This window comes from Plantactinospora sonchi (assembly GCF_036422035.1).
Taxonomy (GTDB): Bacteria; Actinomycetota; Actinomycetes; order Mycobacteriales; family Micromonosporaceae; genus Plantactinospora; species Plantactinospora sonchi.
In genome coordinates this window covers 300,426-313,653 of sequence record NZ_JAZGQK010000021.1, presented here as the reverse complement: position 1 = coordinate 313,653, position 13,228 = coordinate 300,426, and the positions used below count along the sequence as shown (strand labels likewise).

12 protein-coding genes are annotated in these 13,228 nt (G+C 72.1%); 1 reads left to right on the top strand and 11 read right to left on the bottom strand.

From position 1 onward, the window contains the following. Positions 1–3: 3 nt before the first annotated feature. The 11 genes from katG to V1633_RS24650 form a co-directional block, all read right to left on the bottom strand. Positions 4–2,238 (bottom strand): catalase/peroxidase HPI, encoded by a 2,235-nt coding sequence (gene katG, locus V1633_RS24700; RefSeq protein WP_407952098.1) that lies wholly within the window; start codon positions 2,236–2,238, stop codon positions 4–6. Beyond that, a complete protein-coding gene (locus V1633_RS24695) occupies positions 2,235–2,543 on the bottom strand; it encodes a hypothetical protein (RefSeq protein ID WP_331216812.1) in 309 nt (102 codons plus the stop codon). Before V1633_RS24695 ends, katG begins: the two co-directional genes overlap by 4 nt. Before the next feature lie 234 nt (positions 2,544–2,777). Beyond that, positions 2,778–3,803 carry a phosphotriesterase family protein gene (locus tag V1633_RS24690; RefSeq protein WP_331216763.1) on the bottom strand — a complete coding sequence of 342 codons (1,026 nt, stop codon included), beginning with the start codon at positions 3,801–3,803 and terminating at the stop codon, positions 2,778–2,780. Beyond that, complete coding sequence (locus tag V1633_RS24685; protein WP_331216762.1) at positions 3,800–4,759, bottom strand: shikimate dehydrogenase family protein; 960 nt, start codon at positions 4,757–4,759, stop codon at positions 3,800–3,802. The genes V1633_RS24690 and V1633_RS24685 overlap by 4 nt, the downstream gene beginning before the upstream one ends. After that, positions 4,756–5,838 (bottom strand): NAD(P)-dependent oxidoreductase, encoded by a 1,083-nt coding sequence (locus V1633_RS24680; protein WP_331216761.1) that lies wholly within the window; start codon positions 5,836–5,838, stop codon positions 4,756–4,758. Before V1633_RS24680 ends, V1633_RS24685 begins: the two co-directional genes overlap by 4 nt. Beyond that, positions 5,835–7,337, bottom strand: coding sequence for a xylulokinase (xylB, locus tag V1633_RS24675; RefSeq protein ID WP_331216811.1), 1,503 nt, complete (start codon positions 7,335–7,337; stop codon positions 5,835–5,837). Before xylB ends, V1633_RS24680 begins: the two co-directional genes overlap by 4 nt. A 2-nt stretch (positions 7,338–7,339) precedes the next feature. Continuing rightward, positions 7,340–8,485 carry an ABC transporter permease gene (locus V1633_RS24670; RefSeq protein ID WP_331216760.1) on the bottom strand — a complete coding sequence of 382 codons (1,146 nt, stop codon included), beginning with the start codon at positions 8,483–8,485 and terminating at the stop codon, positions 7,340–7,342. Beyond that, positions 8,482–10,047 (bottom strand): sugar ABC transporter ATP-binding protein, encoded by a 1,566-nt coding sequence (locus V1633_RS24665; protein WP_331216759.1) that lies wholly within the window; start codon positions 10,045–10,047, stop codon positions 8,482–8,484. The genes V1633_RS24670 and V1633_RS24665 overlap by 4 nt, the downstream gene beginning before the upstream one ends. A gap of 30 nt (positions 10,048–10,077) precedes the next feature. Continuing rightward, on the bottom strand, positions 10,078–11,112 hold the full coding sequence (locus V1633_RS24660; RefSeq protein WP_331216758.1) for an ABC transporter substrate-binding protein: 1,035 nt from the start codon (positions 11,110–11,112) through the stop codon (positions 10,078–10,080). Positions 11,113–11,120: 8 nt separating this feature from the next. Next, on the bottom strand, positions 11,121–11,735 hold the full coding sequence (locus tag V1633_RS24655) for a glucose-6-phosphate isomerase family protein (protein ID WP_331216757.1): 615 nt from the start codon (positions 11,733–11,735) through the stop codon (positions 11,121–11,123). A gap of 125 nt (positions 11,736–11,860) precedes the next feature. Continuing rightward, positions 11,861–12,652, bottom strand: a complete 792-nt coding sequence (locus V1633_RS24650) for a GntR family transcriptional regulator (protein WP_331216756.1) — start codon at positions 12,650–12,652, stop codon at positions 11,861–11,863. Positions 12,653–12,827: 175 nt separating this feature from the next. Here V1633_RS24650 and V1633_RS24645 point away from each other — a divergent pair, with 175 nt between their 5' ends. Then, complete coding sequence (locus tag V1633_RS24645; protein WP_331216755.1) at positions 12,828–13,220, top strand: hypothetical protein; 393 nt, start codon at positions 12,828–12,830, stop codon at positions 13,218–13,220. Positions 13,221–13,228: the final 8 nt, after the last annotated feature.

The following is a 13,228-nucleotide window of genomic DNA, read 5'->3' as shown; positions in this document are numbered from 1 at the left end:
GTGTCAGGAGAGGTCGTAGCGGTCCAGGTTCATCACCTTGACCCAGGCGGAGACGAAGTCCTGGACGAACTTCTCCTGCCCGTCGGCACTGGCGTAGACCTCGGCGATGGCACGGAGCTGGGAGTTCGCGCCGAAGACGAGGTCGACGGCGGTGGCCGTCCACCGGACCTTGCCGGTGCCGCGGTGCCGACCCTCGTACACGTTCTCGGCCGAGGTGGCCGCCTTCCACTCCGTACGGGCGTCGAGCAGGTTCACGAAGAAGTCGTTGGTCAGCGTCCCGGGCCGGTCGGTGAGCACCCCGTGTGGCGCGTGCCCCAGGTTGGCGTTCAGCGCCCGCAGGCCACCGACCAGGACGGTCATCTCGGGCGCGGTCAGCGTCAACAGGTTGGCCCGGTCCAGCAACAGGGTCTCCGGCGAGAGCTTCTGTCCGGCCCGCAGGTAGTTGCGGAACCCGTCCGCCCTCGGTTCGAGTACGCCGAAGGACTCCACGTCGGTCTGCTCCTGGGTGGCGTCGGTACGACCCGGGGCGAACGGGACCGTGACGTCGTACCCGGCGTTCCGGGCCGCCTGCTCGACGGCCGCGGACCCGGCGAGGACGATCAGGTCGGCGAGCGAGATCCGCCGGCCGCCGCTCTGCGAGCTGTTGAAGTCCTGCTGGATCCGTTCCAGGGCCGGCAGCACGGTGGCGAGCATGGTCGGGTCGTTGACCTCCCAGTTCCGCTGTGGTGCGAGGCGGATCCGGGCGCCGTTGGCCCCGCCGCGCATGTCGGTGCCGCGGAAGCTCGCCGCCGACGCCCAGGCGGTGAAGACCAGTTGGGAGAGGGAGAGCCCGGACGTGAGGACGCGGCCAGTGAGGGCGGCGATATCCTCGTCCGTGACGAGCTCGTGGTCGACCGGCGGGACGGGGTCCTGCCACAGTTGCGGCTCCGGCACCCAGGGTCCGAGGTAGCGGGAGACCGGTCCCATGTCGCGGTGCAGCAGCTTGTACCAGGCCCTGGCGAAGGCGTCGGCGAACTGGTCCGGGTTCGCCAGGAAGCGCCGGGAGATCTGCTCGTAGCTCGGGTCGACGCGCAGTGCGAGGTCGGTGGTCGCCATCATCGGCGCGTACCGGACCGTGGGGTCGTGGGCACCGGGTACGGCGTCCGCCGCGGCACCGCCCTTGGGCCGCCACTGCTTCGCGCCGGCCGGGCTCTCGCAGACCTCCCACTCGTGTCCGAAGAGGGTTTCGAAGAAGCTGTTGTCCCAGGTGGTCGGGGTGCCTGTCCAGGCGCCCTCGAGTCCGCTGGTGATGGTGTCGCCGCCCTTGCCGGTGCCGAAGCTGTTCCGCCAGCCCAGCCCCTGCTCCTCGAGCGGGGCGCCCTCGGGCTCGGGGCCGACGTACTCGGCGGCCGGGGCGGCACCGTGGGTCTTGCCGAAGGTGTGGCCGCCGGCGATCAGCGCCACCGTCTCCTCGTCGTTCATCGCCATCCGGCGGAACGTCTCACGGATGTCCCGGGCCGAGGCCAGCGGGTCCGGGGTGCCGTTGGGCCCCTCCGGGTTGACGTAGATCAGTCCCATCTGCACGGCACCGAGCGACTCGGCGAGTTCCCGGTCGCCGCTGTAGCGCTCGTCGCCGAGCCAGGTGTCCTCGGGTCCCCAGAAGATCTCCTCGGGTTCCCAGACGTCGTCGCGGCCGAAGCCGAAGCCGAAGGTCTTGAACCCCATCGACTCCAGCGCGCAGTTGCCGGCGAAGACCAGCAGGTCGGCCCAGGAGATCTTCCGTCCGTACTTCTGTTTGACCGGCCAGAGCAGTCGGCGCGCCTTGTCGAGGTTGGCGTTGTCGGGCCAACTGTTCAGCGGGGCGAAGCGCTGCGCGCCGTCGCCGCCACCGCCACGGCCGTCCTCGATCCGGTACGTGCCGGCGGAGTGCCAGCTCATCCGGATGAAGAGCGGTCCGTAGTGGCCGTAGTCCGCCGGCCACCAGTCCTGCGACGTGGTCATCACCTCGAAGACGTCCCGCTTCAGGGCGTCGACGTCGAGCTTCGTGAACTCCTCCGCGTAGCGGAAGGACTCGCCCATCGGGTTGGCCCGGGGTGAGTGCTGGTGCAGAACCTGAAGGTTCAGCTGGTTCGGCCACCAGTCCTGATTGCTCCTCGGCCGACCCCGCTTCGCGGTCGGGGCGGGGATTGCCGGGTTCTCGCTCTCGCTGCCGTGCTCGGGCACGTCGATCCTTCTCCTGTCAGTCACTTGTTCGGTCAACCGGGTGCTGGTGCCCTGACGCGGTCTGGACAAACGCCCCAGTAGATGATCTCGGCCTCGTCGATCGAGAAGCCACGATGGTCGGACGCGGTGAGGCAGGGTGTGACGCCGACGGCGCAGTCGACGGCGCAGTCGACGGCGGCGATCGCGCCGCAGGACCGGCACACGCAGGTTCCCGCGTGCCGCGTCGAGGATCGAGACGGTGTCGGCGGGCGGGCGTCCACCGCCGCGAGCACCGCCAGTCGCGGAAGGGTCACCCGGAGCGCGGCCCGGCGCAGGATGCGCTCGTGCACCGGGGCCGCCATCGTCACATGCGTAGTATGCCCGACTTTTTCTTTAACACATCAAGAATCCAGCCGTGGCGCGACAAGGCGAGAAATGACCAGAGAAATGGGTGTGACAACCGGTTGGCCAGCAGCTCCACGACCGGAGGTGAGCCTGATCATGCCCCTGGCCGACCCAGGCCGGCATGGTCAGTCCTCAACCCACTCGTGGCTCGTCAGATCACCTCGCGCCACGACAGGTCCAACGAGCGACCTTCATGATCCGCGAGCCAGAACCTGGTGGCCGGGGGCGCCCGTCCGGCCGGTCCAGGTGAGCATCCGGGCCGGCGACTCGACCAGGATCCGGCGTACGACCTCCGGGCCGAGTCGCGCCCGCAACCGGGGCAGGAACCGGTTCGGCAGGTACGCCATGCCCGGCATGCCGCCGTACCCGACGTACCGGCCGCGACGCGCGACATCACCGCCGAGCAGCAGGTGGTCGCCCATGCCCTGGGCACACACCGCGTCGATCAGGTCGAGCAGCGTGCTGTCCGGCCGCTCCCGGTGCCGGGCCATCCCGTCGTAGCCGAGGAAGGCGCCCCGGTTCGCGAACTCCACGTGCAGACCCGGGTCGGGGTTGCGGTCGACGTGGGCCAGCACGACCCGGCCCGGGTCCACACCGTCCGAGTCCAGCAGGTCGAGTACCTCGTGGCCGGCGCTGCCGTGTTCGAGGTGCACCATCACCGGCGCCCCGGTCTCGCGGTGCGCGGCGGCCACCGCGCCGAGAACCCGCCGCTCGAACGGGCTGATCGACCAGTACCCGATGCCGGCCTTGAGCAGGCCGGCCCGGACCGGCTGACCGGACGGGCCGAGGTCGGTGCGGCCGCCGCCAGGGGAGCCGGCGGGGCCGTCGGCGATGCCGGCGGGGAAGTCGGCGCAGCCGTCGAGGAGGTCGGCGCGGAACCGGGCTGCCAACTCCGCCTCGGTGGCGGCGACCAGCGGATGCCCCGGACCGTAGTGGGCCTCCCGGTGCGCGCCGGTCGTCGCCACCACGTGCAGACCGGTGGCGGCGCTGATCCGGGCGGTTCCGGCCGGGTCACGGCCCAGCCCGACCGGCGTCGCCTCGACCATCGCGGTGATCCCGGCACCGAACAGCAGCGCCGCCTCGGTCCGGCTGGACGCCTCGTCGTCCAGCTCGTCCCCGGCCAACAACGGCGAGACCTGGAACAGGTGCTCGTGGTAGTCGGTCGGACCGAGCACCGACGGCGACACGTCGCCGAGCACCGTCCGGACGAAACTCACCGCACCGCCTCCGCCGCGGCCGCCAACCGCCGCACGGTCGGCGGGTCCATCGGTACGTCGAAGACCTCGGCGATCACCTGGCTCCAACCGTGGATGAAGTACCGCCAGCCGTCGACCACAGTCAGATCGCGTTCGGTTCGCTGGTCCCGGGCCTGCCGCAGGAACTCCAGACTGCCCCGGTAGTTGAACTCCCAGGCGTACCCGCGGCGGGGCAGCACCGCCCCGGCGGGCAGCGGGGACCCGGGCCGGTCCTTGCCGAGCCCGGTGGCGTTGACCACCAGGGTGCCGTCCGGTACCGCCGCCAGCAGCGCGGTGACGTCCCCGTCCCCGGTCACCGGCAGGTACGAGATCAGGTCGGGTGGTACGCCACCCCGGTCGGCCACCGCGCGCAGGTGAGCCAGGCGCTCCGGATCGGTGTCGGTGCAGACGATCCGGCCCGGCCGGTCGGCCCGCTGGCTCAGATACCACACCAGGGCGGTGCCGGCGCCCCCCGCGCCCAGGCAGACGACCTCGGCGCCGGTCGTCGCGAAGTGGTCGTCCGGCAGGAAGTCCTCGGTGGCGAGCCCGGCGGTCAGCGGGTCCTTGGCGTGGCCCAGCAGCCGTCCGTCCCGCTTGCTGATGCTGGAGATCTCACCGCAGAGCCGGGCAAAGTCGTCGACCTCGTCGAACAGGTCGTGTGCGGCCTGGTGGAGCCGGAGCTTGTGGGTGGTCACCAGGGCTCCCCGGTGCGCCGGGTCGTCCCGGATCCGCCGCACGAGTTCGCGGTACCGGCTGTCGTCCGCGTCCAGCGGCAGGTCGTGCCCGACCAGCCGGTCGGTCGGCAGGCCGAGGATCCGGGCCCAGCTCGGGAACACCCGGTTGATCGAGGATCCGCCGGTGGTGACGCCGACAAATCCCATGTAGCCGCCCCGGCCGTCCACCATGGCTCCCCCGCCCACTCCGGTTGATGCGTTCACCGCCACTCCGCCGCCGGATCGGTGGGCCCCTCCGCCGGCCCATCCGCGACGTCCGGACCGCCGGGACGGGTCGGTGGGGCGCTGGCCCGGACCGGATGGGACGGTGGTGCGCCGTCCAGGACCGGATGGGACGGTGGTGCGCCGTCCAGCACGGCGAGCAGGTCGGCGACGGCGAGTGAACCCATCCGGTCCACCGCCTCCACGGTCTGTGCCCCGAGGTGCGGGGTCAACACGACCCGGTCGGCCAGATCCTCGGCGAGCAGCGGCGACGTACCGCCGGCCGACTCCGTGCCGAGCGTGTCGGCGGCGTACCCGGCGAGCCGCCCACCGCGCAACGCGGCGGCGACCGCCGACTCGTCGACCAGGTCGGCCCGCGCCGTGTTGACCAGTACCAGTCCGTCCCGGCCGGCGGCCAGCCATTCGGGGTCGACCAGCCGTCGACCGCCGGGCGCGTGCAACGAGACCGCCGTGCAGCGGGCCGGCAGCTCGGCCAGGTCGGCCGGTTCCGCTCCCCCGGCCCGGACCACCCGGTCGTCCAGCAGCGGATCACAGGCGAGGACCCGGGCACCGAAGCCACGCAGTCGACGTGCCACCGCCTGGCCGATCCGGCCGTACCCGACGATCCCGACGACCGACGAACCGAGTTCGCGGCCCCGCACGGTGGTGGTCCAGTCGCCGGCCCGGACCCGCCGGTCCCCGGCCGGGATACCGCGCAGCGCGGCGAGCAGCAGCCCGACCGTCAGATCGGCGACCGCCTCGGTGTTCGCCCCGGGAGTGTTGGTCACCACGACCCCGCGTTCGGCGGCGGCGGCCAGGTCCACCGCGTCGACCCCGACGCCGTACCGGGCCAGCACCGCCAGGCGCGGCGCGGCGGCCAGGTGCGCCTCGGTGACCGGGCCGGTGCCGGCGATCCAGCCGACCGTCCCGGCGAGCAGTGGACGCAGCGCGTCGAGCCGGTGGTCGGCGGGGCCGCGTACCACGGTCAGGCCGGCCGCGTGCAGCTCGCCGAGCAGGTCCCGCGAGCCGGAGGAGAACGACCGGGAGGTAACCAGCACCTGCCCGGCCCGGGTCGCGGTCACCGCGCATCCCCACGTCCGACGAACCACGGCTCCAGCCGACGGTACGCGTCGAGGAAGACCGCGTGCCGCTCCCGGTACGCCGCGTGCCGCTCCGGATCGGGACTGAACTCGGCGGTGACCTCGGAGAGTTGCCCGGCGACACCGAACCCGTCGACCAGGCCGAGCCCGACGGCCGCGGTGACCGCCGCGCCGAGGCTGTTCGCCTCCTCCACGATGGAGCGTCGGCGTACCCGGCATCCCCAGACGTCGGCGAGGATCCGCAGCCAGACGTCGCTGGCCGCGCCGCCGCCGATCGCGTCCACCCGGTCGACCGGGGTACCGTGCTCGCGGAACGCGTCGACGCAGGTCAGCAGGTTGAACGCGACTCCCTCCAGCACCGCCCGGACCAGGTGCGGCCGGTCGTGGTGCCGGCCGATGCCGACAAACGCCCCGGCCGCGTCCGGGTTCCAGTACGGCGACCGCTCGCCGAGCAGGTGCGGCAGGAAGTACAGTCCCTGCGCCGACGCCCCGGCGGTGTCGGCCGCCGCCACCAGCCGACCGAACCGGTCCCCGGCGCCGCCGGGTTCCAGCAGGTCGGCGATCCACTCCAGGGACGCGCCGCCGGCCTGCATGGTCGCGGTCGGCACGTAGTGCCCGGGCACCACGTGGTCGAAGGTCATCGTCCGCATCGCCGGGTCGTGCAGCGGGCGGGTGGCCGCCACCGACACCCACGACGACGAGCCGAGGTAGCAGTAGGCGCCGTCGGCCGCGCCGACCACGCCGGCACCGACCGCCGCCAGCGGCCCGTCCCCGCCGCCCATCACCACCGGGGTGCCGGCACGCAGTCCGGTCGCCTCCGCCGCCGCCCCGGTCACGGTGCCGACCACGGTGGTGGCCGGGACGATCTCCGGCAGCAGCGCCCCGTCGAGGTCGGCCGCGCCGAGCACCCGCTCCGACCAGGTTCCCCGCTCCTGGTCGTAGGCGTTGGTCGAGGAGGCGTCGGACGGGTCGGTGGCGAGCCGGCCGGTGAGCCGGAACACCGCGTAGTCCTTGGCGAGGCAGACGTGCCGGGTCGACGCGAAGACCTCCGGTTCGTGGTCGCGGACCCACATCACCTTGCTGATCGAGTACGTCGGGTTGAGCCGGTGCCCGAGCAGCCGGTACGCCGGTTCGGCGCCGATCCGCTCGACCAGCCGGTCGCACTGCCCGGCGCTGCGGGTGTCGGCCCAGATGATCGCCGGCCGGACCGGGCGGTACGCCGCGTCGAGCAGTACGGCGCCCATCATCTGCCCGGAGATCGCCAGCCCCCGGACGTCCCGGGCGTCGACGTGGTGCCGGGCCAGCAGTTCCCGGGTCGCCTCGGCGAGCGCCGTCCACCAGTCGGCCGGGTCCTGTTCGGCGACCCCGCCCGGGGCGAACCGGGTCGGGTACGGCACGGTGACCGAGCCGAGCAGCGCCCCGGTGTCGGCGTGCAGTGAGGCTTTGTTCCCGGTGGTGCCGAGGTCGTGGGCGACGAGCATGCTCACGCCCCCCGCCGGGTGAGCCGCCGGCCCTGCAGCTGGTCGACGCCGACCGCGACCAGGATCAGCGCGCCGATCGCCACCTGCAACCAGAACGGGTCGATGCCGAGCAGTGTTCCGCCGTTGTTGAGCAGGCCGACGATGAGGGCGCCGACCAGGGCGCCGAGCGCGGAGCCCCGGGCGCCGAACAGGCTCGCCCCGCCGATCACACAGGCGGCGATGGCCTGGAGTTCGTATCCGGTGCCGGCGGTCGGGACGCCGTTGCCGAGCCGGGACGCCAGCAGGATGCCGCCGAGCGCGGCCAGTACGCCGGCCAGCGCGTAGACGCTGAGCAGCACCGCCCGCACCGGTACGCCGGTGAGCCGGGCGGACTCCGGGTTGGAGCCGACCGCGTAGATGTAGCGTCCCCAGACGGTGCGCCGCAGCCCGAAGCCGACCAGCAGGGCGATCAGCACGGTCAGCCAGATCAGGTTGGCGACGCCGAGGAACTCTCCCCCGGCGATCGAGGTGAAGGAGCGGGGCAGCGGCTGGACGGTCCGGCCGTCGGTGTAGAGCAGGGTGAGTCCGCGCGCCATGCCGAGGGTGCCGAGGGTGACGATGAACGGCGGCATCTTCAGGATCGCCACCAGCACCCCGTTGACCAGTCCGATCGCCGCCCCGGCCAGCAGGGCGAGCAGCACGGCGAGCAGCACCGGCCCGCCGCCGGCGGTGTCGAAGACCGCCTTGGCGACGATCACCCCGCTCAGCCCGACCACCGAACCGACCGAGAGGTCGATGCCGGCGGTGAGGATGACCAGGAGCTGGCCGATGGCGATGATCGCGTAGATCGACACCTGCCGGCCGAGGTTGTCCAGGTTGGTGCCGGTCAGGAAGGTGTCGGTGGCCAGGCTCAACCCGAGGACCAGGAGAACGAGTACGGGCAGCCCGCCGAAGCCCCGGCCGAGCAGGCTGCCCAGCCCCAGCACCTCCGGCTCGCCCGCCGGCTTCGGGCCGGCCGGGGTGTCGTCGTCGCTGCCGACCGGCGCGTCCCGGGTGTCGTCCGGGGCCGTGTCGCTCAGGGCGGTGCCGCCCGGGGCCGTCCCGTCCGGGGCGGTGTCGATCGAGGTCGGCGCGTCGGCGGCCGGGGTCGGATTCTCGTCGCGGCTCATCGGGACTCCAGAGGGGCTGGCGGGGACATCGGCGCGGAGGCGGCCTTCGACAGGTCCGCGGCGGAGGTCGCCGGGCTGGTGAGGTGGAGGATCTTCTCCTCGGTGGCCTCGTCCGCCGGCAGTTCACCGACGACCTGACGCTCACGCACCACCACGATCCGGTCGCAGAGCCCCAACAGTTCGGGCAGGTACGACGAGACCACCAGTACGGCGATACCACTGCGGGCCATCTCGGCGATCGCCTGGTAGATGTCGGCCTTGGCGCCGACGTCGACACCCTTGGTCGGTTCGTCCAGCAGCAGCACCTTCGCACCGGTGGCGAGCCAGCGGGCCAGCAGCACCTTCTGCTGGTTGCCGCCGGAGAGCGAGGTGACCGGGTCGTCGAAGGAGCCGTACCGCAGCCGCAGCCCGGCGACCGCCTGCCGCACGTGCCGACGCTCCCGGCCGCCGCGCAGCAGGGTCGCGGTGGCCACCCGGCCAAGGCTGGCGATCGAGACGTTCGCCTCGATGGAGAGTTCCAGCAGCAGGCCGGACTCCTTGCGGTCCTCGGTGAGCAGGGCGATGCCGCTGCGGGCCGCCGCCCGGGGCGAGCCGGCCGGCACCGGCACCCCGTCGAGGAGGACCTGCCCGCCGTCCACCCGGTCGGCGCCGAAGACCGCCCGGACGATCTCCGAGCGGCCGGCGCCGAGCAGACCGGCCAGGCCGACGATCTCGCCCCGGTGCACGGTCAGGTCGACCGGTGCGGCGAAGCCGGGGATACGCAGCTCGCGTACCTCCAGCCGGGGTGGGCCGATCGCGTGTCGTACGCCCGGGTAGAGGTTCTGCACCGGACGGCCGACCATCGCCTGGATCAGCGAGTCGTGGTCGTGGTCGGCGATCGGCCGGGTCGCCACCACCCGCCCGTCCCGCAGTACGGTGACCCGGTCGCCGACGGCGAACATCTCCTCCAGCCGGTGCGTCACGTAGAGCACGGTCTGCCCGGCGTCGCGCAGTGCGGCGACCCGCTCCAGCAGCGCCGCCGCCTCCCGTTCGGAGAGCGCGGTGGTCGGCTCGTCGAAGATCACCAGTTTCGCCCGGGTGCCGAGGACCCGGGCGATCTCGACGAGCTGACGGGTGGCGGTCGGCAGTGCCCGTACCGGTTGGTCCAGGTCCAGATCGGCGAGACCGACCCGGTCAAGGTGTGCCACCGCGGTCCGGCGCTGCGCGCCGCGGTCCACGATGCCGGGGAACCGGCGTGGGAAGCGCCCCATCGTCAGGTTGTCCAGGACGCTGAGGTCCGGCAGCAGGCTCAGTTCCTGGTAGACGACGCCGATGCCGGCGGCGCGGGCCTCCGCCGGCGACGGTCGCGTCCCGAGTGCCACCCCGTCGACCCGGTAGTCGCCCCGGTCCCGGGCCACCGCCCCGGTGAGCACCTTGATCAGCGTCGACTTGCCGGCCCCGTTCTCCCCGGCGAGGCAGTGCACCTCGCCGGGGAGCAGGTCCAGGTCGACGTCGTCGAGCGCGGTCACCGGCCCGTACGTCTTGGTGACCCCGCGCAGCCGTACCACCGGCTCGTTGCTCATCGCACCTCCTCGCTGGCCCCGGGGCCCGCCTCAGCCCTTGGTCTTCGGCGGGTTGAGCAGGCTCTGGAGTTCCTCGGCACCGACGTTGTCCCGGTCCACCAGCACCGCGCCCGGGTCCAGCCGCTGCGGCGCGTTGCTGCCGGCGACCGCCATCGCCGCCTCGACCACACCCTGGTAGCCGAAGAAGAACGGGTTCTGTACGACGATCGCGTCGATCGCCCCGGAACGCACCGCCTCGACCTCGGCCGGGTCGGAGTCGAAGGCCACCACCGCGACCCGGTCGGCGGCGCCCTTCTCCTGCACCGCCCGGGCCGTGCCGACGCCCGAGGTGTTGTTGTCGGCGAAGATGCCGGCCAGGTCCGGCACCCGGGTCAGGGCGTCGTTGACCTGGCCGACCGCCTTGTTCAGGTCGTTGTCGTTGACCAGGGTCTGCACGATGGTCGCCTGCGGACACTTCTCGGCCAGGCCCTGCTTGAAGCCCTCGAACCGGTCGATCAGCACCTGCACCCCGGAGACCGCGGACTCGTGCAGCACCTTGCCGTCCGGCTTGCCCGCCTGGGTGATCAGCTCACAGAGCCGCTGGCCGGCCTGGGCGCCGGCCTTGACGTTGTCGGTGCCGATGAAACCGTCGCTCCTGGTCTGTACCGCGTTGTCGACGATGACCACCTTGATCCCGCTGGACCGGGCCCGGTCGATCACACCGTTCAGCGCGGTGGAGGAGTTCGGGGCCAGCACGATGCCCTTGGCTCCCCGGGAGATGGCGTCCTCGACCAGGCGTACCTGCGGTTCGATGTCGGCTTCCGAGGTGGGGCCGAACAGGTCCAGTTCGACCCCGAGGTCGGTGCCGGCCTTCTTGGCGCCGGCCAGCATGGACTGCCAGAACTCGGATTCGGTCGCCTTGACGATGACGTCGATCTTCGTACCGGCGATCGCCGCCGTCGTGGTGTCCCCGCCGTCGTCCGAACCGTTGTCGGAGCTGAAGGCCCGGCCGGCGACCACGCCGACCGCGAGGGTGACGACCGCGGCGAGCCCGGCCGCGCCGATCGAGACGCTCTTCGTTGCCATCGGGTCTCCTATTCCTGGGGGCGGGTGGGGTTGTCGGACGCGGACGCCGGGGCGCCGAACGGGACGAGTTCGACGGTGGCGTCGCCCCGGCGGGCCCGCAGCCCCATGCCGTGGGCGAGCACCCAGCCGTAGTCGTGTCCGGCGCTGCCCGGGTAGACGGCGAGGAACCGGTACGGCTCGTCGCCGACGTTGACGCTGCGGTGCGCCCAGCCGGGCGGGATGTAGCCGATCGTCCCCGGGCCCATGTCCAGCCACTCGGCCCGTTCGCCGTCGAAGAGCAGCAGGCCGCCCCGGCCCTCCAGGCCCAGGTAGATCTCGCCCTGCGGGTCCGGGTGCTGGTGTCCCTTGGTCATCCAGAACTCGCCGCCGGTGTCTCCCGGGTAGATCGTGGTGATCGACTGCGGCAGTTCGCGGGGCACCTCGGGCACCGGCGAGGAGACGACGGTGTAGACCACCGGGTCGCCGTCCACGACCGCCTGTCGCCAGGCGTGGCCGTCCACGAACAGTCCTTCGAGGTCGGACATCCGCCGGGTGAGGACCTGCCCCTGCGGCTCGAGTGTGGCGTTGCCGGGGCCGAAGGTGATCGTCAGGGGTGAGAGCGGCGGGGTGGCGCTCGTACTCACGTCGTCTCCTGTTTCGGTCGTGTTTCCGGCCACTGTCGTCCTGTCATTACAGGATGTCAAGAGGAGAGGCCAGATTACCCGGGTCGCGCGACCGACAGAACCGGTACGGGTGGCGGGAGCGGAACTCAGGAGGTGACGAGCACGAGCGGACTGCCGGCCCGGCCGCTGCCGGCGGCCCGGTTCAGCTCGACCTGGAACCGGCTGCGGTCGCCCCGGTGCAACGCCAGGAAGCTCTCGACCGGTCGCCCCGAGTCGCCGATGCTGACGCTGCGGAGCACCAGCAGCGGATCTCCGCGCCGGATGCCGAGCAGTCTCGCCTGGCCGGTGTTGGCCACCGCCGCCTCGACCGAGCGGATGCCCCGGACCAGCCGCACCCCGTACGTCGACTCCAGGACCTGGTAGAGCGAGCGGTCGGTGAGATCCTCCTCGACCAGCCCCGGCGCCAACGCCGCCGGAAGATGCGTCACGGTCCACACCCACGGCTCGTTGTCGACGAACCGCAGCCGTTCCAGGTGGATCACCGGCTCGCCGGGGTCGATCCCCAGGTCGGCGGCGACGGCGGCGTCCGCCGGCACCACCTCGGCACGCCGCACCTCGCTGCGCAGGTGACCGCCCCGGGCGGCGACGTCCTCGAACAGCCCGGTCAGCGACTGGACCAGCCCCTCGGCGGTCTTCGGATGCGCGACGAAGGTGCCCCGGCCCTTCACCCGCTCGATGACGCCCTCGTTCTCCAGGTCGGTCAGCGCCTGCCGGACCACCGTACGGGACACGCCGTACCGGGCGCACAGCTCGTGATCACCGAGGATCCGGTCGCCCGGCTGGAGCCGGCGTCGCTCGATGTCCCGGACCAGCAGGTGCTTGAGCTGGTAGTACATCGGCAACGGCGACCCACGGTCGATCCGGTCCCCTGGCTGCATGTCATCAGAGGATAACAGGGGTGCAGGTACCGGCCGGTCGGGCCGGGCCGGGCCGGGAACCGGTGGATCCGGGGAGACCCCCCCGGGTGGAAGAAGCTGTGTATGTTCCGGCCGCCCGATCGCGGCGCGCGCCTAGGCTGACAAAACACCACCTTGGAGCAACCCGGGAGGAATCATGCGTTTTCCTCGGCTGCTGGCCGCCGGACTCGTCGCCGCCGGCCTGGTCGTACTGACGCCGCCCACCGCCGCCCAGGCCGCGACGTTCCGGATCGGTACCGCCGGGGCCGCCGCCTCGGTCTTCACCACCTCCGGGAACATGAAGATCTGTGACACCCGGGCCGACAGCCGGCGCGCGGTCATGAGCGCCTACAACGAGACCAAGAACCTGGAACTCGGCTACGCCGAGGACGCGGACGGCGCCAACGGGAGCAGCGACGCCGACTGCACGGTGATCAAAATGCGCAACAAGGTCTACGTCGACGACGTCGTCTACATCGAGGTGTGGATCCAGAACGGTCCGAACACCAACGAAAAGGAAAACTACAACTCGGGCCACTTCCAGAACTAGGAGCCGTC